This window comes from Pseudomonas sp. TH04 (assembly GCF_016651355.1).
Classification (GTDB): Bacteria; Pseudomonadota; Gammaproteobacteria; order Pseudomonadales; family Pseudomonadaceae; genus Aquipseudomonas; species Aquipseudomonas fluorescens.
The window spans coordinates 4,025,981-4,049,745 of sequence record NZ_JAEKEA010000001.1 but is presented as its reverse complement, the minus strand read 5'-3'; the positions used below and the strand labels follow the sequence as shown (position 1 = coordinate 4,049,745).

The following is a 23,765-nucleotide window of genomic DNA, read 5'->3' as shown; positions in this document are numbered from 1 at the left end:
CCCACATCTGGAATGTATTCCCCTGTGGGAGGGGGCTTGCCCCCGATGAGGCCCGACCTGACCACACTTCAAAGAGGGTGCATCCAATGTCCCAAGAATACGACTACATCATTGTGGGTGCCGGCTCCGCCGGTAATACCCTGGCGACCCGTCTGACCGAAGACGAAGGCGTCACCGTCCTGCTGCTGGAAGCCGGCGGCCCGGACTACCGTCTTGATTTCCGTACCCAAATGCCGGCCGCGTTGGCGTTCCCGCTGCAAGGCCGCCGTTACAACTGGGCCTACGAAACCGACCCAGAGCCACACATGGACGGTCGCCGGATGGAATGCGGTCGCGGCAAAGGCCTCGGCGGTTCCTCGCTGATCAACGGCATGTGCTACATCCGTGGCAACGCCATGGACTACGACAACTGGTCGAAGCTCCCAGGTCTGGAAAACTGGAGCTACCTCGACTGCCTGCCGTACTTCCGCAAAGCCGAAACCCGTGACATCGGCCCGAACGATTACCACGGTGGCGATGGCCCGGTCAGCGTGACCACGCCAAAAGCCGGCAACAACCCGCTGTTCCACGCCATGGTTGAAGCCGGCGTACAGGCCGGTTACCCGCGTACCGACGACTTGAACGGCTACCAGCAAGAAGGCTTCGGCCCGATGGACCGTACCGTCACGCCTAACGGCCGTCGCGCCAGTACCGCTCGCGGTTACCTGGACACGGCTAAAAAGCGTTCGACCCTGACCATCGTCACCCACGCCCTGACCGACAAAGTCTTGTTCGAAGGCAAGCGTGCCGTGGGCGTGCGTTACCTGATCGGCGCCGCTGAAGAACGCGTTGAAGCCCGTGCACGCAAAGAAGTGCTGGTGTGCAGCGGCGCGATCGCTTCGCCGCAACTGCTGCAACGCTCCGGTGTAGGCCCGGCCAAACTGCTGGAAAGCCTCGACATCCCGGTGGTCCACGACCTGCCAGGCGTCGGCGAAAACCTGCAGGACCACCTTGAGCTGTACCTGCAATACGCCTGTACCCAGCCAGTGTCGCTGTACCCATCGCTGCTCTGGTACAACCAGCCGGCCATTGGGGCCGAGTGGCTGTTCAACGGCACCGGCATCGGCGCCAGCAACCAGTTCGAAGCGGGCGGTTTCATCCGTACCCGTGAAGAATTCGATTGGCCGAACATTCAGTACCACTTCCTGCCGGTGGCGATTAACTACAACGGCAGCAATGGTGTGAAAGAGCACGGTTTCCAAGCGCACATGGGCTCCATGCGTTCGCCAAGCCGTGGCCGCGTGCAATTGAAGTCGAAGAACCCACGGGACTACCCGAGCATCCTCTTCAACTACATGGCCACCGAACAGGACTGGCAGGAGTTCCGTGACGGCATCCGCCTGACCCGTGAAATCATGCAACAGCCGGCGCTGGACCCATACCGTGGCCGTGAAATCAGCCCGGGTATTGACGTGCAAACCGATGAGCAGTTGGACAAGTTCATCCGCGAGCACGCCGAGACTGCGTTCCACCCGTCCTGCTCGTGCAAGATGGGCACCGACGAGATGGCGGTAGTGGACGGCGAAGGCCGCGTGCATGGCATGCAGGGTCTGCGTGTGGTCGATGCGTCGATCATGCCGATCATCACCACCGGCAACCTCAATGCGCCGACGATCATGATCGCCGAGAAAATCGCCGACAAGATCCGTGGCCGCAAACCACTGCCGCGCAGCACCGCCGACTACTACGTGGCAGGCGATGCGCCGGTGCGTGGCAAGCCGCTGCGTGAAGTCGGCCCGACTGCGCAGTAACTGATACACCGCGGTGCCCATTCGCGAGCAAGCCCGCTCCCACATCTTGACCGTGTTAACCCGATCAAGTGTGGGAGGGGGCTTGCTCCCGAAGAGGCCCGAACAAGCGCTGTAAATCCCCCGCCTACACTTTCCTTGATCAGCTCCCCGCCCCAGGCCTACTCTGTTGCCTGCCCGCGATGAGCCGCCCACAAGGAAGGCCCCATGTTCGACCACCACGCCACACTCAAAAAGCACTTCAGTGCCCTGCGCACCACCGCTGAATTTTTCTCGCTGCGTTATGTGCGTGAATCCGGCCAATACCTGTCGGTACGCAAGAACGTCGCCGAGCCGCCACACCTGAACCACGACGAGGGCGCCATGCTCACCGTGCGTCTCAACGGTGTCGAAGCCTATGCCGCCACCAACGACCTTTCCCTTGCCGGCCTGCAAGCCGCCCTTGAGCGCGCCGAACAGCAAGCCCGGCGGATCTTGCCCCACGCCCTGCTCGACCTGCACACGCAGCCGGTCTCCAGCGACGTCGCCGACTACCTGTCGCCGGATCTCGACCAGCCCTTCCCTTCTTTAAGCGACTGCTACCAACTGCTCGGTGACGAGTCTGCCGCCGTGCCCAAGGATGAGCGCCTGGTCAGTTGGGAAGTCAGCCTGGGCACCACCCATGTGGAACAGATCTACCTCAACAGTGCCGGTGCCGAACTGCGCCAGGCCCAGCGTTTCGTCTACCCGGGCCTGAGCGTCACCGCCTTCGATGGCAACGACAGCCAGACCCGCACCTTGGGCGGTACCAACTTCGGCCAGCAAGGCAGTGCGAACGTGATTCGCCGCTTCGGCCTGGTCGGCGCCGCCCGCACGGTCGCCGACGAAGCCCTGCAACTGCTGCTCGCACCGAACACGCCTCACGGCCCGCGCGACCTGCTGCTGATGCCCGACCAAATGATCCTGCAGATCCACGAGTCCATCGGCCACCCGCTGGAACTGGACCGCATCCTGGGCGATGAGCGCAATTACGCCGGCACCAGCTTTGTGAAGGCCGACGACTTCGGCCACCTGCAATACGGTTCGCCCTTGCTCAACGTGACGTTCGACCCGGACATCCCTGAACAACTCGCCAGCTACAGCCATGACGACGACGGTACCCGCGCCACCAAGCAGTTCCTGATCCGTGACGGCCTGCTGCTCAAGCCATTGGGCGGCGCGTTGTCGCAATTTCGCTCAGGGCTGGGTGGCGTCGCCAACAGCCGCGCCTGCAGCTGGAACCGCGCGCCGATCGACCGCATGGCCAACCTGAATATCGAAGCGGGCGACAAGACCCAGGCCGAGCTGATCAGCGGTATCGAGCACGGCATCCTGATGAGCACCAACCGCTCCTGGTCCATCGACGATGCGCGCAATAAATTCCAGTTCGGCTGCGAGTGGGGCCAATTGATCGAAAACGGCGAGCTCAAGGGCGTGGTCAAAAACCCCAACTACCGCGCCATTTCCGCGCAGTTCTGGCGCAAGCTCAGCGCCGTCGGCGACGCCAGCACCTTCAAGGTCCTGGGCACGCCGAACTGCGGCAAAGGCGAACCCAACCAAGTGATCCGCGTGGGCCATGCGTCACCTGCGTGCGTGTTCAGTGCTGTCGACGTTTTTGGGGGAGAGGCCTGATGAACAACTTCAAGGCACTGGTGGACTGGCTCAAGCAGGCCACTACCGACAAGGAACAATTCCACCTTGGCTTTGCTGGCGAATCCTCCGAGTTCGTGCGGTTTAACCACGCGCAAGTACGCCAGGCCGGGCAGGTGCAACAGGCCAGCCTGAACCTCAAGCTGATCCACGACGGCCGTCATGCCGACCTCACTATCACCCTGGCCGGTGAGCCGGCGCTGGACCGCCAACGCCTCGCCAATGGCCTGCAACAACTGCGCGAGACCTTGCCCTTATTGCCGCAGGACCCGTACCTGCTGCTCAATCACAACGCCTGGCAAAGCCACAACGAACAGCTGCGCCCGCTACCGGAACTGGCCCAGGTACTGCACGACATCAGCCAGGCGGCAGAAGGCGTAGACCTGGTCGGCTTCTATGCCGCAGGCCCCATCAGCCGTGGTTTCGCCAGTTCGGACGGCGCGTTCGGCTGGCATCAGGCCAATAGCTTCAACTTCGATTTCAGCCTGTTTCACGCCAATGGCGAAGCGGTAAAAGCCACCTACGCCGGGCACACCTGGGACAGCGCCGAGTTCGCCGCGCGGTTCCTGCAAGCACGCGAGCAGTTGGCATTCCTGGGTCGGCCGTTACACAGCCTGGCCCCCGGCCAATACCGCGCTTACCTCGCCCCGGCGGCGCTGGAAGAAATCCTCAGCATCATTACCTGGGGCGGGTTTTCCGCCCAGGCCATCGCCAGCAAAGGCAGCTCATTGCAAAAGCTGTATGCGGGTGAACAGTCGTTGAGCCCCTTGGTAAAAGTCGATGAGCAGATCAGCGGCTCACTGAGCCAGGCGTTTTCCACCGAAGGCTACCCGCGCGGGGATGTCACGCTGATCAATGCGGGCAAAGCGCAAGGCCAGTTGATCAACTCGCGCAGTGCCGCCGAATACGGCCTGAGCACCAACGGGGCGAGCAGCGACGAGTCGCCCAGCGCCTTGCAGATGGCGGCGGGCAGCCTGGCCCAGGCCGATATCCTCAAGCAGTTGGGCACCGGGCTGTATATCAGTAACCTGTGGTACCTGAACTACTCCGACCTGCCGGCCGCACGCCTGACCGGCATGACGCGCTTCGCCACCTTCTGGGTGGAGGACGGCGAAATCAAGGCGCCGGTCAGCACCATGCGCTTTGATGACAGCGTCTATAGCCTGCTCGGCTCACAACTCGAAGCGCTGACCGCCGAGCGGGAACTGCTGTTGTCGGCCAGTACGTACAGCCAGCGTAATACCGCGTCCAACTTGCTGCCGGGGGCGTTGGTCAAGCGCCTGACCTTAACCCTGTAAATACAAAACCCAATGTGGCAACTGGCTTATTAGGGAGCTGGCTTGCCTGCGATGCAAACAACTCGGTGTGTCAGCAGGACCGCAGTGATGCCATCGCAGGCAAGCCAGCTCCCACAATATTCTGTGTTCGTTTCTGACACCCCCGTTTCACCCCTTCCTACCGCAAAATCCCATCTCACACTTCTCCCTGTGCGGCCTGTTGTCGCCCGCAAAAAACCTCGTTATAACGGTTAGTGGCACCCCGCCACCACCCCACGTGTTCGCACGTGATGCACGACCTTGCCCGGGATAGGGCAAGCTGGAGCGTTGACATGGACCATGGAAGTTTTGTCATAGAAAAGCTGTTCAAACACTACAACGTTCACGTAGAGCAGCTAGGTCACCACCCGCAAAGAAAAACCGTCCTGATGGTCAATGGGGCCCTGTCCACCACCCGCTCGTTTGCGCGCACCAGCAAATGCCTGGCGGAACACTTCAATGTGTTGCTGTTCGACCTGCCGTTCTCCGGCCATTCGCGCGAGCACAACACGAACCTGGACCTTGTGACCAAGGACGACGAGGTACAAATCCTGCGCGCGCTGGTTGACCGGTTTCAGGTCAACCATCTGGTGTCGGCCTCCTGGGGCGGCATCTCCACGTTGCTGACCCTGGCCCACAACCCGCCCTCCATTCAAAGCTCGGTGGTGATGGCCCTGGCGCCCAACCTCAACCAGGCGATGCTCGATTACGTGGAACGCGTGCGGGTGCTGATCGAGGCGGATGACAAGTCCGCCGTCGGCCACCTGCTAAACGAAACCGTCGGCAAATACCTGTGCCCCCGGCTCAAGCGCAATAACCATCGGCACCTGTCGGGCATGGCGACTACCGAGTACCGCCAGGCACGCTTTCATATCCACCAGGTGCTGGGCCTGGGCGACGGCAACTACCTGCCGGCACTCACTCAAATCGAAACCCCGGTGCATTTCATCAACGGCGCGCTGGATGAATACACCCCGGCAACCGAGGCCCGGCTGTTCAATAAATATGTGGGGCGCAGCACGTTCGCCGTCGCCGAGCACACCGGTCACTTGCTCGACCTTGAGTCTCGCGAGGCGGCGTTGGCGGTGCACCGCGCCCTGCTGGATTTCCTGGTCGGGGAGCACGCGCCATTGCCAGATTTAGACGAACCGCCAGTGGGAAAAGGCGCAACGGATGGCGCATAATCGCCGACACATAGCCTGCTAACCAAAAGGTCGCCCATGCCGAATCGCGCCCCTCTTGATGCCAAAACCGCCCGCTGGCTCCCCTGGGTGGTCGCGATTGCCTTCTTCATGCAGTCGCTGGATGGGACGATTCTCAACACAGCCCTGCCGGCCATGGCCCGGGACCTCGCCGAAAACCCGCTGCGCATGCAAGGGGTGGTGATCGCCTACATGCTCACCGTCGCCTTGCTCATTCCGGCCTCGGGCTGGATCGCCGACCGCTTTGGCACCAAGAAAATCTTCTTCGGCGCGATCATGCTGTTCAGCATTGGTTCGCTGTTGTGCGCCCTGTCCAGCAGCTTGACCATGCTGGTCGGCGCGCGGGTCATCCAGGGTTTGGGCGGGGCGCTGATGTTGCCGGTCGGGCGCCTCGTTGTGCTGCGCGCTTACCCGCGCTCCGAGCTGGTGCGGATCATGGGCTTCATTACCATCCCCGGCCTGCTCGGCCCGTTGCTTGGCCCGACCATGGGCGGCTGGATGGTGCAATACCTGACCTGGCACTGGATTTTTCTGATCAACCTGCCGGTGGGCATGATCGGCTGTTACGCCGTGTGGAAACTGATCCCCGACCTGCGCGGCAGTGAGCGCACGCGCTTTGACAGCATGGGGTTTGTGCTGTTTGGCGCGGCGATGGTGTTGATCACCATCGCCATGGAAGGCCTGGGCGAACTGCACCTGCCGCATCTGCGGGTAATGTTGCTGCTGTTTGGCGGGCTGGCGTGCCTCGCGGCCTACTGGCTGCGCGCCGGCCATATCGATAACCCGCTGTTTTCGCCGGTGCTGTTCAAGACCCGGACTTTCGCAGTGGGCATTCTCGGCAACCTGTTTGCGCGCCTGGGCAGCGGCGCCTTGCCATTCCTGGTGCCGCTGCTGTTGCAGGTGGCGCTGGGTTACTCGCCATCGGAAGCCGGGATGAGCATGCTGCCGCTGGCGGCGGCGGCGATGTTTGCCAAGTCGATTGCCCGCACCTTGATCGAACGCCTCGGCTACCGCGTGGTGCTGACCGGCAATACCTTGGCGCTTGGCATCATGCTGGCGAGCATGGGCCTGGTCAGTGAACAGACGCCTTACTGGTTGCTGCTGGGCATGCTGGCGATCCTCGGGGCGATCAACTCCCTGCAATTTACTGCGATGAACACCGTCACCCTGATCGACCTGGACGATGCTCAGGCCAGCAGCGGCAACAGTTTGCTCTCGGTGGTGGCGCAATTGTCCCTGAGCCTGGGCGTCGCGTGTGCCGGTGCCTTGCTCGGCGGTTTTACCGCCGAGTCGGGCAACGATGGTGTCAGCACCGTGCTCGGCGCCTTCCAACTGACCTTCCTCACCGTGGGCATCATGGCCATGCTGGCGGCGGCGATCTTCCTGCAACTGTCGCCCACCGACGGCAAGCGCGTGATCAGCCGCGAGCACGACATCGAGCATTAACAGGCTTCCCGTCTAGAACTTGCGGGGAAAATCCTGTGGGACTGGTACACTGCGCAACATTTTGTTTTGCAGAGCCAGTCCCGTGACTACCATCGCCACCGCTTTTAATACTTTGCCGCTCTCCGCCGCCATGCTGGCTAACCTCGACTCGCTGGGTTATGTCGAGATGACGCAGATCCAGGCGCAAAGCTTGCCGGTGATCCTCAAAGGGCTGGACCTGATTGCCCAGGCCAAGACCGGCAGCGGCAAGACCGCCGCCTTCGGTATCGGTCTGTTGAACCCGATCAACCCGCGCTACTTCGGCTGCCAGGCCCTGGTGATGTGCCCGACGCGTGAGCTGGCCGACCAGGTCGCCAAGGAAATCCGTCGTCTGGCCCGCGCCGAAGACAACATCAAGGTGCTTACCCTGTGTGGCGGCGTGTCCCTCGGCCCGCAGATCGCTTCCCTGGAACACGGCGCCCACGTCATCGTCGGCACCCCGGGCCGCATCCAGCAGCACCTGCGCAAAGGTTCGCTGGTACTGGACGGCTTGAACACGCTGATCCTCGATGAAGCCGACCGTATGCTCGACATGGGCTTCTACGACGCCATCGAAGACATCATCAGCAAGACCCCGGCACGCCGCCAGACCCTGCTGTTCTCGGCCACCTACCCGGTGAGCATCAAGCAGTTGGCGTCGAAATTCATGCGCGCGCCGCAGCAAGTGAAAGCTGAAGCCTTCCACTCCGATGACCAGATCGAGCAGCGTTTCTACGAGATCTCGCCGGAAGAGCGCATGGACGCCGTGACCAAGGTGCTCGCGCATTTCCGCCCGGCGTCGTGCGTAGCGTTCTGCTTCACCAAGCAGCAAGTGCAGGAAACCGTGGATCACCTGACGGCCAAGGGCATTTCCGCCGTCGGCCTGCATGGCGACCTGGAACAGCGTGACCGTGACCAGGTGCTGGCGATGTTCGCCAACCGTAGCACCTCGGTGCTGGTGGCGACCGACGTAGCCGCCCGTGGTCTGGACATTGACTCGCTGGACATGGTGATCAACGTCGAGCTGGCCCGCGATTCGGAAATCCACATCCACCGCGTAGGTCGTACTGGGCGTGCCGGTGAGACAGGGATTGCGATCAGCCTCGTGGCGCCGTCGGAAGCGCACCGCGCCCAGGCCATCGAGCAATTGCAGAAATCGCCGTTGAACTGGGACCAACTGGACAACCTCAAGCCACAAAGCGGTGGCCCGCTGCTGCCACAGATGAGCACCCTTTGCATCGCCGCCGGCCGCAAAGACAAAGTCCGCCCGGGCGACATCCTCGGTGCACTGACCGGTGAAGCCGGCATCCCGGGCGCACAGGTCGGCAAGATCGCGATCTTTGACTTCCAGGCCTTCGTGGCCGTGGAGCGCGGGATCGCCAAGCAGGCGCTGCAGCGTTTGAACGACGGCAAGATCAAAGGCCGTTCGTTGCGCGTGCGCATCCTGTAAAGAGCTCCCCTCCAATGGAGATCTAATGTGGGAGGGGGCTTGCTCCCGATGGCGGTGTATCAGCTGATAGAATTCTGGCTGACACACCGCTATCGGGAGCAAGCCCCCTCCCACATTTGACTGTATTTCAATTCAGAATTTGTATGAGGACATGGCTGTGCGCTCGACCGAAGTTGTGATCATTGGCGCCGGCGCCGCAGGCTTGATGTGTGCGCTGACCGCTGCCGGGCGTGGGCGCAAAGTGATGTTGATCGACCACGCGAACAAGGCCGGCAAGAAGATTCTGATGTCCGGCGGTGGCCGCTGCAATTTCACCAATATGTACACCGAGCCCGCCAACTTCCTCTCGCACAACGCGCACTTTTGCAAGTCGGCCCTGGCCCGCTACACCCAGTGGGATTTTATCGCTCTGGTTGCCAAGCATGGCGTGCCGTACCACGAGAAAAAGCTCGGCCAGTTGTTCTGCGATAACAAGTCCAGCGACATCCTCGGCATGCTGCTCGATGAATGCATCCAGACCGGCGTGAGCCTGCACCTGGACACCTCGATCGAGGAAATCGCCAAGCTCGAGAGCGGTTACCAGCTGCAAACCACCTTGGGTGAGCTGCGCTGCGAATCCCTGGTGATCGCGACGGGCGGCCTGTCGATTCCGACCTTGGGCGCGACCGGCTTTGGTTACCAAGTGGCCAAGCAGTTCGGCCATGAACTGCTGCCGACCCGCGCCGGGCTGGTGCCGTTCACCATCACCGACCAGCTCAAGGATTTGTGTGGCGAGTTGTCGGGCACCTCCGTGGATTGCCTGGTCAGCTGCAATGACCAGAGCTTTCGCGAGAACATTCTGTTCACTCACCGTGGCCTGAGCGGCCCGGCGATTTTGCAGATTTCCTCGTACTGGGAATCCGGCGACACGGTGGAAATCAACCTGCTGCCCGACCACGACGCCCACGCCTGGTTGCAACAGCAACAGGTCGAACGCCCCAACAGCGAGTTGAAAACCCTGCTGGGTGAGATCTTCACCAAGAAAATGGCCAACCTGCTGGCGGAAACCTGGTTCGTGTCCAAGCCGATGAAGCAGTACACCCACGCCGAAGTGGCCGACATCGCGCAAAAACTGGCGAGCTGGCAACTGGTGCCGGCCGGCACCGAGGGCTACCGCACCGCCGAGGTGACACTGGGCGGTGTGGATACGCGCGAAGTGTCGTCCAAGACCATGGAATCGCTGAAAAGCCCGGGGTTGTACTTCATCGGCGAAGTGCTGGATGTGACCGGCCACCTGGGCGGGTTCAACTTCCAGTGGGCGTGGGCGTCGGGCTACGCCGCGGCGCAATACGCCTGACACTACGCGGTAAAAAATGTGGGAGGGGGCTTGCTCCCGATGGCGGTGTAGCAGTCAATTCATGAGTGACTGTTGCACCGCTATCGGGAGCAAGCCCCCTCCCACATTGATTGCATTCCCTATTTGGAATGCAATGGCGGGAATATATTTTGCTGTTGGATGTGATCGCCACGCTTGCCGTGGCGTCATTACTGGCTCAATTTAGCGGCATCGTCCAGGAAGACTCCAGACTTCATGTCATCGACCTCGTTCAAGCAGTCCATGCGGCGCCTGTGGGCGCTGGATAAATTCAGTTACAGCGTACGGGTGTTCATCGCCCTCACCGGCAGCATGGCGCTGTGCTGGTATCAGGATGAAATGACCCTGCTGATCCCGCTGTTCCTGGGGATTATCGCCAGCGCCCTGGCCGAGACCGATGACAGCTGGCAAGGCCGCCTCAATGCCCTGGCGGTAACGCTGGTGTGTTTCAGCATCGCTGCGCTGTCGGTGGAGCTGCTGTTCCCTTATCCCTGGATTTTCGCCATCGCCCTGGCCCTGGCCAGTTTCTGCCTGACCATGCTCGGCGCCCTCGGCGAACGCTATGGCGCGATTGCGTCGGCCACCTTGATCCTGTCGGTATACACCATGATCGGCGTGGACCAGCGCGGGGGGGCTGTCAGCGACTTCTGGCATGAGCCGCTGCTGCTGGTGGCTGGTGCCGCCTGGTATGGCGTGTTGTCGGTGCTGTGGCAGGCACTGTTTTCCAACCAGCCGGTGCAACAGAGCCTGGCGCGGCTGTTTCGCGAATTGGGGCGCTACCTCAAACTCAAATCGTCGCTGTTCGAACCGATCCGCCAATTGGATGTGGAAGCGCGGCGGCTGGAACTGGCCCAGCAAAATGGTCGCGTTGTTGCGGCGTTGAATGCAGCGAAAGAAATCATCCTGCACCGGGTGGGCAATGGTCGACCGGGCTCGAAGGTCAGCCGCTACCTGAAGCTGTACTTCCTGGCCCAGGACATCCACGAGCGCGCCAGTTCGTCCCACTACCCTTACAACGCCCTGGCCGACGCCTTCTTCCACAGCGATGTGCTGTTCCGCTGCCAGCGCCTGCTACGCCAGCAAGGCAAGGCCTGCCAGAGCCTGGGCGAGTCGATCCAGCTGCGCCAGCCCTTCGTTTATGACGACAGCTTCGCCGAAGCCCTGGGCGACCTGAATGCCTCGTTGGAACACCTGCGCATCCAGAGCAACCCCGCGTGGCGCGGCCTGTTGCGCTCGTTGCGGGCCTTGGCCGCCAACTTGTCCACGCTCGACCGTCTGCTTGGCGACGCCAGCAACCCCGACTCACTCGCCGATGCGACCGACAGCAACCTGCTGGACCGCGCCCCGCGCAACCTGAAAGAAATGTGGACGCGCCTGCGCACGCAGCTGACGCCGACGTCACTGCTGTTCCGCCATGCCTTGCGCCTCGCCCTGGCGCTGACCATCGGTTATGGCACCTTGCATGCCATTCACGCTTCTCAGGGTTACTGGATCATCCTCACCACCCTGTTCGTCTGCCAGCCCAACTACGGCGCAACCCGGCGCAAGCTTGGCCAACGGATCATCGGCACTGCCATTGGTTTGACCGTGGCGTGGGCGCTGTTCGATCTGTTCCCAAGCCCGTTGGTGCAGTCGCTGTTCGCTATTGCCGCAGGCCTGGTGTTCTTTATCAACCGCACCACCCGCTACACCCTGGCCACGGCGGCAATCACGCTGATGGTGTTGTTCTGCTTCAACCAGGTCGGCGATGGCTACGGGCTGTTCCTGCCACGGCTGTTGGATACCTTGCTCGGCAGCCTGATCGCCGGCCTGGCGGTCTTCCTGTTCCTGCCGGACTGGCAAGGTCGCCGCCTGAACAAGGTGCTGGCCAACACCCTGACCTGCAACAGCATCTACCTGCGCCAGATCATGCAGCAATACGCGGCGGGCAAGAGCGACGACCTGGCTTATCGGCTGGCGCGGCGCAACGCCCACAACGCGGATGCGGCGCTGTCCACCACACTGGCCAATATGTTGATGGAGCCGGGGCATTTCCGTAAGGAAGCCGACGTCGGCTTCCGCTTCCTGGTGCTGTCGCACACCTTGCTCAGCTACCTGTCGGGGCTGGGCGCACACCGCGAGACCCAACTGCCGGCCGAAGTGCGTGAGCACCTGATCGAGGGCGCTGGCAACAGCCTGGCGGCGAGCATCGATGAGATCGCCACCGGGCTGGCGAATAAGCAGCCGGTCGCGATTCAGAGCGATGCCGAGGAGGCCCTGGCGGCGGAACTGGAACAGATGCCGGATGAGATCGATGAAGGACAGCGCTTGGTGCAAACACAATTAGCGTTGATCTGTCGGCAGTTGGGGCCGTTGCGAACGCTGGCGGCGCACCTGATCAAAGATACCAGCGCGACTTAATCTGTGGCTAACGGGCTGTTGCGGCGAGTGCTCCAGCGACCGCGTCACATCCCATGCGCTTTCATCAACCGCTCGTAACTGCCGTCGACCTTCATCTTCGCAATCTCCCGGTCAAAGCTGGCGACGATCTGCTCATGCTCGGGGTTCTTCAGGCTCACCAGAATATGCAGGCTGTTTTCACTCAGCGGCTTGGGTAAAAACTCCACCGCATTACGCACCCGCGCCGACTCGCGGGCCAGGTAATAGCGGGCAACATATTCATCTTCCAGCGTCAGCCTCACGCGCTGCGCCGCGAGCATGCGCACGGCCATGGCGAAGCTATGCACAGGCACCTTCTGCAGGCGTTCATCCTGATCGAACGCCGCCGAATAGGCATACCCGCGCACCACGGCGATGGCTTCGTCGTGCAGTTGCTCCAGGTTCTGATAATCGATGGGATCATCGCGGCGCTTGATAAAGCGCACACGGTTAAGCAGATACTCAGCGGAAAACTGCCCCAGTTTCGTACGAGCATCGTCGTACCAGGCATTGATCAGTACGTCATAGCGGCCGTCGCCCACGCCCATCAGCGCCCGGGCCCAAGGCACTTGTTCAAAGTCACTGGCGTAGCCTGCGCGAGCAAGGGCGGTGCTGACGATGTCAGTGGCCAAGCCACCGTTGACCAAGGTCGAATCCGTAAAAGGCGGCCAGGCATCCGCTACCAGGCGCAGGCGTTGTGCGACCGCAGGCTGGGCCAGCAACAACACTCCTATCAAAGCAACGGCACGAGAAAATCGCGGCATGCTCAAAGTCCTTGGCGGGCAGGCAGTGGCCTGATAACAGTAGCTCATCAATGAGCCTGCATTGCAGATTACACAAAGAAGCCCGCAGCGATTGCACTGAATGGTGGCAAATTGACGCCATTCACAAAAAAGCTCGATTTAGACAGGGGAGCCGGTGGCGCTTACTATCGACCACAGACATTAATAAGAGAGCACGCCATGACCGTTGAATGGGTTTGCAAACATCACGATGACTTGGGCAAGGAGCAGCTTTACGCGGTTTTGCGCCTACGCAGCGAGGTGTTTGTCGTTGAACAGAAATGCGCTTACCCGGACCTCGATGGGCAGGATCTTTCGGGTGATACCCACCACTTGATGGCCTGGAAGGATGACGAGTTGCTGGCGTACCTGCGCTTGCTCGACCCGGAATCACAGGGTGGCGATGTGGTGATCGGCCGAGTGATCGTTGCGCCGGCGGCACGCGGCACCGGGCTTGGCCATCAAATGATGGAAGAGACCCTCAAGCGCATTGAAGACATCTGGCCTGAGACGCCGATCTTTCTGTCAGCCCAGGCGCATTTGCAGGGGTATTACGGGCGGTACGGTTTTGTGGTGGCGGGTGAGGAATACCTGGAAGACGATATTCCCCATATAGGCATGCGACGCGCCTGATGGCCCTTTCGCGAGCAAGCCCGCTCCCACAGTTGACCGCGTCCGAGCGTTGAAACGCGGTCGAATGTGGGAGCGGGCTTGCTCGCGAAAGCCTCAGCCCAATCACCGCCACATTCAGGGATACCCCAACACCTGCTTGATCGACGCCAGATTGGCCTCGATCCACACCCGATCAATCGCCCCCCAGTTACGAACCCGATAGTGCCCGGCATGATTGCGCGCGCCGTCTGCCTGCTCGAACTCACACACGATATCCAGGTCGGCCAATGCCGCAATCGTGTCCTGCGCTGTGCGACGCGGCATGCCGGTGGCATCGGTCAACGCCGGGACACTGCTGGCCTGCCCACTGTCGATCAGGTACGCCACGTACAGGCGGCGGTAAAAACTGCTTTTGGTCTTGCTCACGTCCATGGTCAAAAGCCTTATGTGGTTAGGACTTGCCCTGCAAGTCGCGATACGTGAGGTAAACCCGCAGGTCGAATTCCACCTGATGGTAGCCCGGCATCATGTATTCGCAGAGTTTGTAGAACGCTTTGTTGTGGTCCGACTCCTTGAAGTGCGCCAGCTCGTGTACCACGATCATGCGCAGAAACTCCGGCGCGGCTTCCTTGAACAACGCGGCGATGCGAATCTCTTTCTTGGATTTGAGATTCCCGCCCTGCACCCGTGAAATCGTGGTGTGCAGGCCCAGGGCGCGGTGGGTCAGGTCCAGTCGGTTGTCGAACAGCACTTTGTCGATGGCCGGCGCGTTACGCAGGTGTTCCTGCTTCAAGGCCAGGGCATAGCTGTACAGCGCCTTGTCGCTCTGCACCGCATGACGTTCGGGGTAACGCTGCTCCAGGTAGGCGCCCAATTGGTCCTTGGCGATCAATTGGCGCACTTGCTCCTGGAGCGCTGCGGGGTAGGCCTGGAGGTATTTCAGCGCGGTCATGGGGTCTGCAACAGGGTTCGAATGGGCGCCAGTGTAGCGAATTCACAGCGCGCGGGGGTGGGGCCAGATCGCCATTTCCTCGGCCACCAGCGGCTGTGCCGCCCACGGCCCTTGAATACACGAGCAACCATTCGCCTTGAGCCACTGGGACTGCTCCAGGGTTTCCACACCCTCGGCGATCACCAACACATCAAAGTGCCCGCACAACTGGATAATACTGCGGGCCATCGCCGCATCGCGCACCGAGCCTGGCAGGCGTGCCACCAGTTGCGGGTCCAGCTTGAGCGTGTCGAACTCCAGATCACGCAAATGGGCCAGCGAACAGCGGCCCAGACCGAAGTCATCCAGGGCAATACGCACCCCGATCTGACGCAACAGTTTGAGCTGCTTGTGGGTTTCCTCAAGGTTGCTCATCAAGCTGTCTTCGCTGATCTCCACTTCCAACTGGCGCCCCTGCAACCCATACCGCTCAAGGACCTGCTGCAGTTGGCTGGCCAGGTTTGGCATGTTGAACTGGCTGCTGCTCAGGCTCACGCTCAGCACCAACTCGTCATCGAAGGTGGCTTGCCAGGCGCGGCGCTGGGCAGCGACTTGCTGGTAGATCCAGGCGCTCAACTGGCTGATCAGCCGCGCCTCTTCCAGCAACGGCAAAAACAAGCCCGGCGGCACATCACCGACGCTCGGGTGCTGCCAGCGCAATAGCGCCTCGACGCCGCGCAAACGCCCATCCTCCAGCGACACCTGAGGCTGGTAGACCAGGGCGAAATCCTTGTTTTGAATCGCGGTACGGACACTGTCTTCGAGCATCAGGCGCGAACGGGCACGGCCGTTCATTTCCTGATCGTAATAGCGATATTGCTGACGCCCTGCACGCTTGGCTTCGTACATGGCGATATCCGCCGCGCGCAGCAGGCCATTCAAGTCAGCGCCGCAGTCCGGAAAGGTCGCAATACCAATGCTGACGCCGAGCATGACATCCAACCCATCGACTTGCTGACAGACAGACACGCGCTCGATCAGTTTTTCCGAAATCTTCGCCGCCTGCTCGGGAAACTCCAACTCCAGCAAGGCGGTGAACTCATCCCCGCCCATGCGCCCGAGAATGTCGTAGGAGCGCAGGCACGCCTGCATTTGTTCCGAGACCCAGCGCAGCACCCGATCCCCGGCGTCGTGGCCCAGCGAGTCGTTGACACGCTTGAAGCCGTCGAGGTCCAGGTACAACAACACCAGCGACAGCCCATTACGTTCGCTGCGCAGCAAGGTGTTCTCCACCGCCTGGTGGAAGCCACGTCGATTCAGCAGCCCGGTCAACGGGTCGGTCACCGCCTGGAACTCCAGTTTCTGATGCAGGTGGCGCACCTCGGACATGTCCAGCACCGTCACCACCATAGCCTTCTGCTCGGCGGGCAACGGCGCGCAGGACAACGCCACCGGCACCTGCTGGCCACGGCCGGTGCGCAAAATAGCGTCGTGCTGGCGCCAGGTCTCGCCCTTGCGATACGCCTCGTACATCGGGAACCCCAACCACGTGGGCACATGGGGTTTTTGCAGGAAACTCAGAAAGCTCTCGCCCTGCAACTCGGCCATCGTGGCATTCAGCAACCGCGAAATGGCCGGGTTGGCATACTGGATCACACTGGCCTCACCCACCACCAGGATGCCCTCGGCGGCGTTGTCCAGCACAGAGGCATTAAAGGCCCGCGCGGATTCCAGGTCACGGCTCAGGCGCTGCAAGGCTCGGCGGTTGCGCTGCTGCTCGAGCAGGGCTTGCACCTTGGGTTTTAGAATATGGGGGTCAAAGGGCTTGAACAGGTAGTCGATGGCGCCACTGGCGTAGCCTTCGAGTACCGCCGCAGAAGACTGTGCATGTGCCGTCAGAAAAATAATCGGCGTCATGCGCGTACGCTGGCTGCCACGCATCAGCCGCGCCACCTCAAAGCCATCCATGCCCGGCATGCGCACGTCCAGCAGCACCAGGTCCACTTCGTGCGCCAACAATAATTCCAACGCCTCCAGCCCTGAAGCCGCGGTCATCACTTGCCAATCTTCACGCTGCAAAAGCGCACGCATGCTGATGAGGTTTTCCGGGTAGTCGTCGACCACCAGAAGAACCGAACTGCCATCGCCGAGGTATGGAGCGCAATCCATGCTACGTATCTTCCTTGAGGAGCTGCACCGGTCACTTCTCATCCAAAAACCGGACAAACACTGAGGCCTCACTCTAGCCCCGGTTCTAAAAAATCAGAAGTGACGTGGGTGCCATCATTGCGCCAAAGCTTAGGAAGCCGACTAACGGTAAGGACCCACAGCCCACGGGCCATGGGAAACATGGCTTTTTGGCATTCCTCTGACGCCAATAAATTGCCAGCAATTGTTTAACAACAGGACGATCAGCGCTTATAAAGAACCTGTAAGGCCCCCGGGCCAAAGCCGTCACCCTCTGTAAAAGGCCAACACCATGATCGACCTTTCCACCTGGAACCTGAGCATTCCTGTCGGCTCCCCGCCTGCGACCATCGACACCCCAAAACTGTTGAGCGGCTTCAAGGACCAATATTTCCAGGCCGAAGGCAGCAACGTGCAATTCTGGACACCCGTGACCGGCACCCGCACCGAAAACGCCATCTACCCGCGCAGCGAACTGCGCGAAACCTACGCCGACGGGCGCCTGCGCAACTGGACTTACAACGAGGCCAACAACTTCCTGCGCGCCACCGTGACCGTCAACCAAGTGCCTTCCAGCGGCAAAGTGGTCATCGGCCAGATTCACGCGTACGACAGCCAGAAACCGCTGATCAAGCTGGAATACCAATTCAAGGAAAAGACCCAGACCGGCAACATCGTCGCCAAGGTGCGCATGCGCCCGGATGATGGTGAGGGGCGCGTGGTCACCGTCGCCAGTAACGTGCCATTGGATAAGAGCTTCACCTATGTGATCAACCTCAATAAGGCCGGCTTGCTCAGCGTATCTGCCGCAGACGGCCAATGGAACGAGCGCATTGGCGCCGCGTGGGCTGCGAAACCGCTGTACTTCAAGGCAGGGGTGTATGTGCAGGACAACAGTGGGAACAGTAAGGAAGGCGCACGCGTGACGTTTGCCAAGTTGGACATTGACCACGAGTAGCGCGAGAAAGAAGCCCCGTTAACAGCGGGGCTGCTTGGAGGGTTTATTCAACGCACATCAGCATAAAGCCCATCGAAGAATCGCCGGAGGGTTTGTTATTGCCTACTTTGAGTGTTAATACGTTGACGTAGTTGATGGCCGGGACACTGCCCAACTTGGCATGGCCATAAAAGATATGTTCATTGGAACTGACATCCGTGACGGAAACTGTACAGAATCGTGGCGGCTGCTTAAAGACACCGGGCACGAAGCGGACTTTGTATTCCGAGAAATAATCAGGCTGCGCCGTCAACTTTATCTCTTTCAGCCACTGGGGTGATTGCGCAGTAATCTGGCCTTTATCATCAACAGACGCGGTAAAAATCCGGCTATCCGCGTATGCAAAAGAGCCTGTTGCTGCCAGCGCCAGAATGACGCCAACTGTTTTAATAAAACCCATCATCAATTCTCCATCATTGAATATCATCAAGGCCAAACCTTAAATGATCCGAGGCCGAAAAAAGCGCGCTTTCAATGACGCACGAACAAAACAGAAAAACTGTGAAAACACAGCGAACTCAATTCACTCGTTCCCGGAAACTTCCGATTGTAAAAACACCGGGGCGTTTCGATTTGTAGGCAATGTCTGATAAACCCAAGGACACTTCATGGGCAATCCAACCGCTTAAACACACCGCTTGTCCGTGTGGAAGCCGGGCTTGCCCGCAATGGCAGTGAATGAGCCAATATTTGCGTGCCTGACACACCGCCATCGCGGGCAAGCCCGACTCCCACATTGGATCTCCATCGATTTAGAGATCGAGGTTGGTCTTACACGACCGTTGCGGGCAGACAGATCGCCGCTTATAGTTCGCCGGTCGCTGAGAACAGCGATAGGGTTTCGCAGCCCTAACGATACGTGTGTAACCGAGCATCATGAATGCAACGTGGAGCGCTTCTGCGCCCGACGTTTACTTTATGGTGGCTGTGTGTGGGAGACCTTCGGGTCTGCCGGGTTCCTCGTATCCTCGGTCTGCGAACCCGCACACAGCTACCACCCATTCGTTTCGCAGCGATCGGCGGTAGTCCTTCTAGATACGAGGAATATTTGCCATGACCGACCCATTACCACCCCGCCGCTTCTACCCCTGCACCGAGTCCGCCACCGATTCACCCGTGCTCTTGATCGACAGCGCCGCCCCATTGCCCGACCTCCACGCCTGCCTGCGCGAACGCCTCAACGCCGCCCTCGAACACCTCAACCTGATGGCCTGCTCCAGCCTGCCGGACTTCGCCGAGCGCGACCTGAATAACGTGGCCAATACCGCACGTATTCTGGTGCAGGACGTGAGTGATGTGTTCCGCGTCATCGAGCACCGAGGCTTCGATACCGCCGCCTGATCAAATCCCACCCACAAAAAAGCCCGCATCGCTGCGGGCTTCTTTTTAAACGCTTAAGGCTTAGTTCACCTTAGCGTTCAACTCACCTTTCAAATACCGCTGGTACATCGCTTCCAACGAGATCGGTTTGATCTTCGAAGCATTACCGGCAGTACCAAACGCTTCGTAGCGAGCGATACACACGTCACGCATCGCGGTCACGGTGGCGCCGAAGAATTTACGTGGGTCAAATTCGCTCGGGTTGGTGGCCATCAGGCGACGCATCGCGCCGGTGGACGCCAGGCGCAGGTCGGTGTCGATGTTGACTTTGCGCACGCCGTACTTGATGCCTTCGACGATTTCTTCAACCGGCACGCCGTAGGTTTCTTTGATGTCGCCGCCGTACTGGTTGATGATCGCCAGCCACTCTTGCGGTACCGAGGAAGAACCGTGCATCACCAGGTGGGTGTTAGGGATGCGTTTGTGGATTTCCTTGATGCGGTCGATGGCCAACACGTCGCCGGTAGGTGGCTTGGTGAACTTGTAAGCGCCGTGGCTGGTGCCGATGGCGATGGCCAGGGCGTCCACTTGGGTCTTCTTCACGAAGTCGGCCGCTTCTTCCGGGTCGGTCAGCATTTGGCTGTGGTCCAACACGCCTTCGGCGCCGATGCCGTCTTCTTCGCCGGCCATCCCGGTTTCCAGGGAACCCAGGCAACCCAGCTCGCCTTCAACCGATACGCCGCAGGCGTGAGCCATGGCCACGGTCTGTTGGGTGACGCGCACGTTGTACTCGTAGTCGGTTGGGGTCTTGCCGTCTTCGCCCAGGGAGCCGTCCATCATCACCGAGCTGAAGCCCAGTTGGATGGAGCGCTGGCACACGTCAGGGCTGGTGCCGTGGTCCTGGTGCATGCACACCGGGATGTGTGGGAATTCTTCGATCGCCGCGAGGATCAGGTGACGCAGGAACGGGGCGCCGGCGTATTTGCGGGCACCGGCCGAAGCCTGGACGATCACTGGGGAGTCGGTCTTGTCAGCGGCTTCCATGATGGCGCGCATCTGCTCAAGGTTGTTGACGTTAAAGGCTGGGACGCCGTAGCCGAACTCGGCTGCGTGGTCCAGCATTTGACGCATGCTGATAAGTGCCATTGTGTTGTCTCTCCCGATCGAGGGTCGTTAATCGTGCAAGCCTGCCGTAGCGGCGGCTGCTATTCAAGTTATTGCAGATCAAGGGGTTAAGGCCTGGCCTGCTGAATCGTTATTGCAGTGTCCGGTTCAAAATCCATGTCACTTTGGAACCGGATCTACTGCGGGAGCAGGCTTGCTCGCTCCCACATTTTGGTCTCATCACATTCGAGATCATGTTCTGTCTTATTGGGCCTTGCAGCCACGCCCGATCAAATCATCGGTGGCGACCCAGTAAATCAGGCCTTCCTCACCTTTTGTGTGAAACGCCAATTGATCGTTGCTGTACAGCACGCCCGAGGCGGCAACGTCTTGCTTAAGACGGTAAACCTGGTCCGAACCACCGAGGCGAACATCCACCTCGGAACGAGCCTGATTGGCAAAGCGCCAGTTGATCTCGGCCTTGCTGTCGCAAGTCCAGGTCGTCCACTTGTCCGCCGGCTCTGCCTTGTTGAACATGTTCATGCTGCTGCAACCGGCCAATAAGGCCACTGCAACCAGGGCGAATACGCCTTTCATTGCCAATCCTCGAACGGCGACCCGAAGGCCGCCACTGCTGTCGGTTAATTGATCAGACCGGTCATGGGCAACCCTGTTCCTGACCGTTGGGCGCAGCGTCGTATTTCTCCAGCCGTTCATTGCCGATGCGCTTGTTGATCACCGGCATGGTCTCGGCTTGCCAGTCAGCCTGGTAGCAGCTCTTTTTCTGCCCCGGCGCCGGCTTTTCAGAGTCCGGCGCTGCGCGTTGCGTGCTACCGCAGCCGGCCAACAGGCCTGCTGCGATTACCAGTGCCAACGACTTGATCATGGGAAGACTCCTTTTCCGGATCACGAGCCTTAGCCTTTGGCTCGGGTTTCCAGCACTTCAACGGCCGGCAGGACTTTGCCTTCGACGAATTCCAGGAATGCGCCGCCACCGGTAGAAATGTAGGAGATCTGGTCAGCAACGCCATATTTATCGATGGCTGCCAAGGTGTCGCCACCGCCGGCGATGGAGAAGGCAGCGCTTTGAGCAATAGCCTGGGCCAGGACTTTGGTGCCGTTGCCGAATTGATCGAACTCGAACACGCCAACCGGGCCGTTCCACAAAATGGTCTTGGACGACTTCAGCAGTTCAGCGAAGTTGGCCGCTGTTTGCGGGCCGATATCCAGGATCATGTCGTCGGCAGCCACGTCCGCGATGAGCTTGACGGTGGCTGCGGCGCTTTCGGCAAACTCCTTGGCGACCACCACATCCACCGGCAACGGCACACTCACTTTTGCCGCGATGGCGCGGGCGGTGTCGAGCAGGTCCGGCTCATACAGGGACTTGCCCACCGGGTGACCGGCTGCCGCCAGGAAGGTATTGGCAATGCCGCCGCCGACGATCAACTGGTTGCAGATCTGGCTCAGGCTGTTGAGTACGTCGAGTTTGGTGGAAACTTTGGAACCGGCCACGATGGCAGCCATCGGTTGCGCCGGAGCGCCCAAGGCCTTGCCCAGTGCATCCAGCTCAGCGGCCAGCAGCGGGCCGGCGGCGGCGACTTTGGCGAACTTGGCCACGCCGTGGGTCGAACCCTCAGCGCGGTGAGCGGTGCCGAAGGCGTCCATTACGAACACGTCGCACAGGGCTGCGTATTGCTGGGCCAGTTCGTCGCTGTTCTTTTTCTCGCCTTTGTTAAAGCGCACGTTTTCGAACAGCACAATGTCGCCTGGCTTGACGTCGACGCCACCCAGGTAATCAGCCACCAACGGCACGTCACGGCCCAGCGCCTTGCTCAGGTAGTCGGCCACCGGCTTGAGGCTGTTTTCGGCGGAGAACTCACCTTCGGTCGGGCGACCCAGGTGGGAGCAGACCATCACGGCCGCGCCTTTTTCCAGGGCCAGCTTGATGGTCGGCAGCGAGGCCAGGATTCGCGCATCGCTGGTGACAACACCGTCCTTGACGGGGACGTTGAGGTCTTCGCGAATCAGTACGCGCTTACCTTGCAGATCGAGGTCGGTCATCTTCAACACGGTCATGGGTCGCAGTTCCTGAATTACTGTTGAGGTTGTTTAGAGGCGATGTGCAGATAATGGTCCGCAACATCCAGCATTCGGTTGGCAAACCCCCATTCGTTGTCGAACCAGGCCAGGATGTTCACCAGCCTGGGGCCGGAAACACGGGTTTGGCTGGCATCGACAATCGCCGAATGCGGGTCATGGTTGAAATCACAACTGGCGTGCGGCAACTCGGTGTAGGCCAAAAGGCCCTTGAGCGGGCCGCTGGTGGCGGCGTCGCGCAAAATCCGGTTGACCTCAGTGGCATCGGTATCGCTGACGGTTTGCATGGTGATGTCCAGGCAGGACACGTTCACCGTCGGCACCCGTACGGCTTTGGCCTGGATTCGCCCGGCAAGTTCCGGCAATAACCGTTCGATACCACGCGCCAGGCCGGTGGACACCGGAATCACCGACTGGAAGGCCGAACGTGTACGCCGCAGGTCCTCGTGGTGATAAGCGTCGATCACCGGCTGGTCATTCATGGCCGAGTGGATGGTGGTGATAGACACGTAATCCAGGCCAATCGCCTGATCCAGCAGGCGCAACAGCGGTACGCTGCAGTTGGTGGTGCAGGAGGCGTTGGACACCAGCAGTTCATTGCCGGTCAGGCAGTCCTGGTTGATGCCGTAGACGATGGTGGCGTCGACATCCGCCTCGCTGGCCATCGGCTGGGAAAACAGCACACGCGGCGCACCGGCGTCGAGAAAACGCTGGCCATCGGCACGGGTGTTGTAAGCACCGGAGCATTCCAACACCAGGTCGACGCCCAGCGCCGCCCAGTCGATGCCCTCGGGGGTGGCACTGCGTAGTACTTTTACGCAGTCGCCATTGATATGCAGACAATCGCCGTCGACCCGCACTTCGCCGGGGAACCGGCCGTGGGTGGAGTCAAAGCGTGTCAGGTATTCGATACTGGCCATGTCGGCCAAATCGTTGATCGCGACAATTTCAAACCCGGCAGCCGCCCCTCGTTCGAACAGAGCACGCAAGACGCAACGACCAATGCGGCCGTAGCCGTTGAGTGCAACTTTGTAGCGACGCGGTTGAGGCATGGGGTTCTCGATTACCTTGGG

Annotated in this window: 21 protein-coding genes; 11 read left to right on the top strand and 10 right to left on the bottom strand. The window is 60.4% G+C overall.

Features of this window, described 5'->3' with window-relative positions; genetic code table 11:
- Positions 1-86 precede the first annotated feature (86 nt).
- The 8 genes from betA to yccS all read left to right on the top strand — a co-directional run bounded on the left by betA (position 87) and on the right by yccS (position 12,641).
- Entirely contained in the window at positions 87-1,790 is a 1,704-nt protein-coding gene (gene betA / locus JFT85_RS18160) for a choline dehydrogenase (protein WP_053258405.1), read from the top strand.
- A gap of 204 nt (positions 1,791-1,994) precedes the next feature.
- Positions 1,995-3,437 carry a TldD/PmbA family protein gene (locus tag JFT85_RS18155; RefSeq protein ID WP_073638405.1) on the top strand — a complete coding sequence of 481 codons (1,443 nt, stop codon included), beginning with the start codon at positions 1,995-1,997 and terminating at the stop codon, positions 3,435-3,437.
- Positions 3,437-4,753 (top strand): TldD/PmbA family protein, encoded by a 1,317-nt coding sequence (locus tag JFT85_RS18150; RefSeq protein WP_201230240.1) that lies wholly within the window; start codon positions 3,437-3,439, stop codon positions 4,751-4,753. The genes JFT85_RS18155 and JFT85_RS18150 overlap by 1 nt, the downstream gene beginning before the upstream one ends.
- 311 nt (positions 4,754-5,064) lie before the next feature.
- Entirely contained in the window at positions 5,065-5,955 is an 891-nt protein-coding gene (locus JFT85_RS18145; RefSeq protein ID WP_053258408.1) for an alpha/beta fold hydrolase, read from the top strand.
- A 36-nt stretch (positions 5,956-5,991) separates the two neighbouring features.
- Positions 5,992-7,419 (top strand): multidrug transporter subunit MdtD, encoded by a 1,428-nt coding sequence (gene mdtD / locus JFT85_RS18140; protein ID WP_053258409.1) that lies wholly within the window; start codon positions 5,992-5,994, stop codon positions 7,417-7,419.
- A 130-nt stretch (positions 7,420-7,549) separates the two neighbouring features.
- Positions 7,550-8,887: an ATP-dependent RNA helicase DbpA gene (dbpA, locus tag JFT85_RS18135; protein ID WP_232005461.1), complete on the top strand. Its 1,338-nt coding sequence runs from the start codon at positions 7,550-7,552 to the stop codon at positions 8,885-8,887.
- Between the two features lie 157 nt (positions 8,888-9,044).
- The gene (locus JFT85_RS18130) at positions 9,045-10,223 is read left to right on the top strand and encodes an NAD(P)/FAD-dependent oxidoreductase (protein ID WP_053258807.1); all 1,179 of its coding nucleotides are present in this window, start codon (positions 9,045-9,047) and stop codon (positions 10,221-10,223) included.
- Positions 10,224-10,457: 234 nt separating this feature from the next.
- Positions 10,458-12,641, top strand: a complete 2,184-nt coding sequence (gene yccS / locus JFT85_RS18125) for a YccS family putative transporter (protein ID WP_078827459.1) — start codon at positions 10,458-10,460, stop codon at positions 12,639-12,641.
- Between the two features lie 44 nt (positions 12,642-12,685).
- On the opposite strand, the gene JFT85_RS18120 is transcribed toward yccS, so the two are convergent.
- A complete protein-coding gene (locus JFT85_RS18120) occupies positions 12,686-13,423 on the bottom strand; it encodes a substrate-binding periplasmic protein (RefSeq protein WP_201230239.1) in 738 nt (245 codons plus the stop codon).
- 198 nt (positions 13,424-13,621) lie between these two features.
- Here JFT85_RS18120 and JFT85_RS18115 point away from each other — a divergent pair, with 198 nt between their 5' ends.
- On the top strand, positions 13,622-14,074 hold the full coding sequence (locus tag JFT85_RS18115; protein ID WP_053258413.1) for a GNAT family N-acetyltransferase: 453 nt from the start codon (positions 13,622-13,624) through the stop codon (positions 14,072-14,074).
- Positions 14,075-14,188: 114 nt separating this feature from the next.
- Here the strand turns inward: JFT85_RS18115 and JFT85_RS18110 are convergent, their stop codons facing one another.
- From JFT85_RS18110 to JFT85_RS18100, 3 genes are read right to left on the bottom strand one after another with little or no spacing between them, the layout of a single operon-like run.
- Positions 14,189-14,485, bottom strand: coding sequence for a winged helix-turn-helix domain-containing protein (locus tag JFT85_RS18110; protein WP_053258414.1), 297 nt, complete (start codon positions 14,483-14,485; stop codon positions 14,189-14,191).
- A 19-nt stretch (positions 14,486-14,504) separates the two neighbouring features.
- Positions 14,505-15,005 (bottom strand): M48 metallopeptidase family protein, encoded by a 501-nt coding sequence (locus JFT85_RS18105; RefSeq protein WP_053258415.1) that lies wholly within the window; start codon positions 15,003-15,005, stop codon positions 14,505-14,507.
- 42 nt (positions 15,006-15,047) lie between these two features.
- A complete protein-coding gene (locus JFT85_RS18100; protein ID WP_201230238.1) occupies positions 15,048-17,153 on the bottom strand; it encodes a putative bifunctional diguanylate cyclase/phosphodiesterase in 2,106 nt (701 codons plus the stop codon).
- 310 nt (positions 17,154-17,463) lie between these two features.
- Here JFT85_RS18100 and JFT85_RS18095 point away from each other — a divergent pair, with 310 nt between their 5' ends.
- A complete protein-coding gene (locus tag JFT85_RS18095; protein ID WP_053258417.1) occupies positions 17,464-18,129 on the top strand; it encodes a polysaccharide lyase family 7 protein in 666 nt (221 codons plus the stop codon).
- Positions 18,130-18,172: 43 nt separating this feature from the next.
- On the opposite strand, the gene JFT85_RS18090 is transcribed toward JFT85_RS18095, so the two are convergent.
- Positions 18,173-18,595, bottom strand: coding sequence for a hypothetical protein (locus JFT85_RS18090; RefSeq protein WP_232005433.1), 423 nt, complete (start codon positions 18,593-18,595; stop codon positions 18,173-18,175).
- A gap of 626 nt (positions 18,596-19,221) precedes the next feature.
- Between JFT85_RS18090 and JFT85_RS18080 the strand changes: the two genes are divergently transcribed.
- On the top strand, positions 19,222-19,509 hold the full coding sequence (locus tag JFT85_RS18080; RefSeq protein WP_017139393.1) for a hypothetical protein: 288 nt from the start codon (positions 19,222-19,224) through the stop codon (positions 19,507-19,509).
- 60 nt (positions 19,510-19,569) lie between these two features.
- Here the strand turns inward: JFT85_RS18080 and fba are convergent, their stop codons facing one another.
- The 5 genes from fba to epd all read right to left on the bottom strand — a co-directional run bounded on the left by fba (position 19,570) and on the right by epd (position 23,744).
- A complete protein-coding gene (fba, locus tag JFT85_RS18075) occupies positions 19,570-20,634 on the bottom strand; it encodes a class II fructose-bisphosphate aldolase (protein WP_003177554.1) in 1,065 nt (354 codons plus the stop codon).
- A 222-nt stretch (positions 20,635-20,856) separates the two neighbouring features.
- Complete coding sequence (locus tag JFT85_RS18070; protein ID WP_053258419.1) at positions 20,857-21,189, bottom strand: MliC family protein; 333 nt, start codon at positions 21,187-21,189, stop codon at positions 20,857-20,859.
- 61 nt (positions 21,190-21,250) lie between these two features.
- Complete coding sequence (locus JFT85_RS18065; protein WP_053258420.1) at positions 21,251-21,478, bottom strand: hypothetical protein; 228 nt, start codon at positions 21,476-21,478, stop codon at positions 21,251-21,253.
- A 29-nt stretch (positions 21,479-21,507) separates the two neighbouring features.
- Positions 21,508-22,671, bottom strand: coding sequence for a phosphoglycerate kinase (locus JFT85_RS18060; RefSeq protein ID WP_053258421.1), 1,164 nt, complete (start codon positions 22,669-22,671; stop codon positions 21,508-21,510).
- Positions 22,672-22,688: 17 nt separating this feature from the next.
- Positions 22,689-23,744, bottom strand: coding sequence for an erythrose-4-phosphate dehydrogenase (gene epd / locus JFT85_RS18055; protein ID WP_053258422.1), 1,056 nt, complete (start codon positions 23,742-23,744; stop codon positions 22,689-22,691).
- Positions 23,745-23,765: the final 21 nt, after the last annotated feature.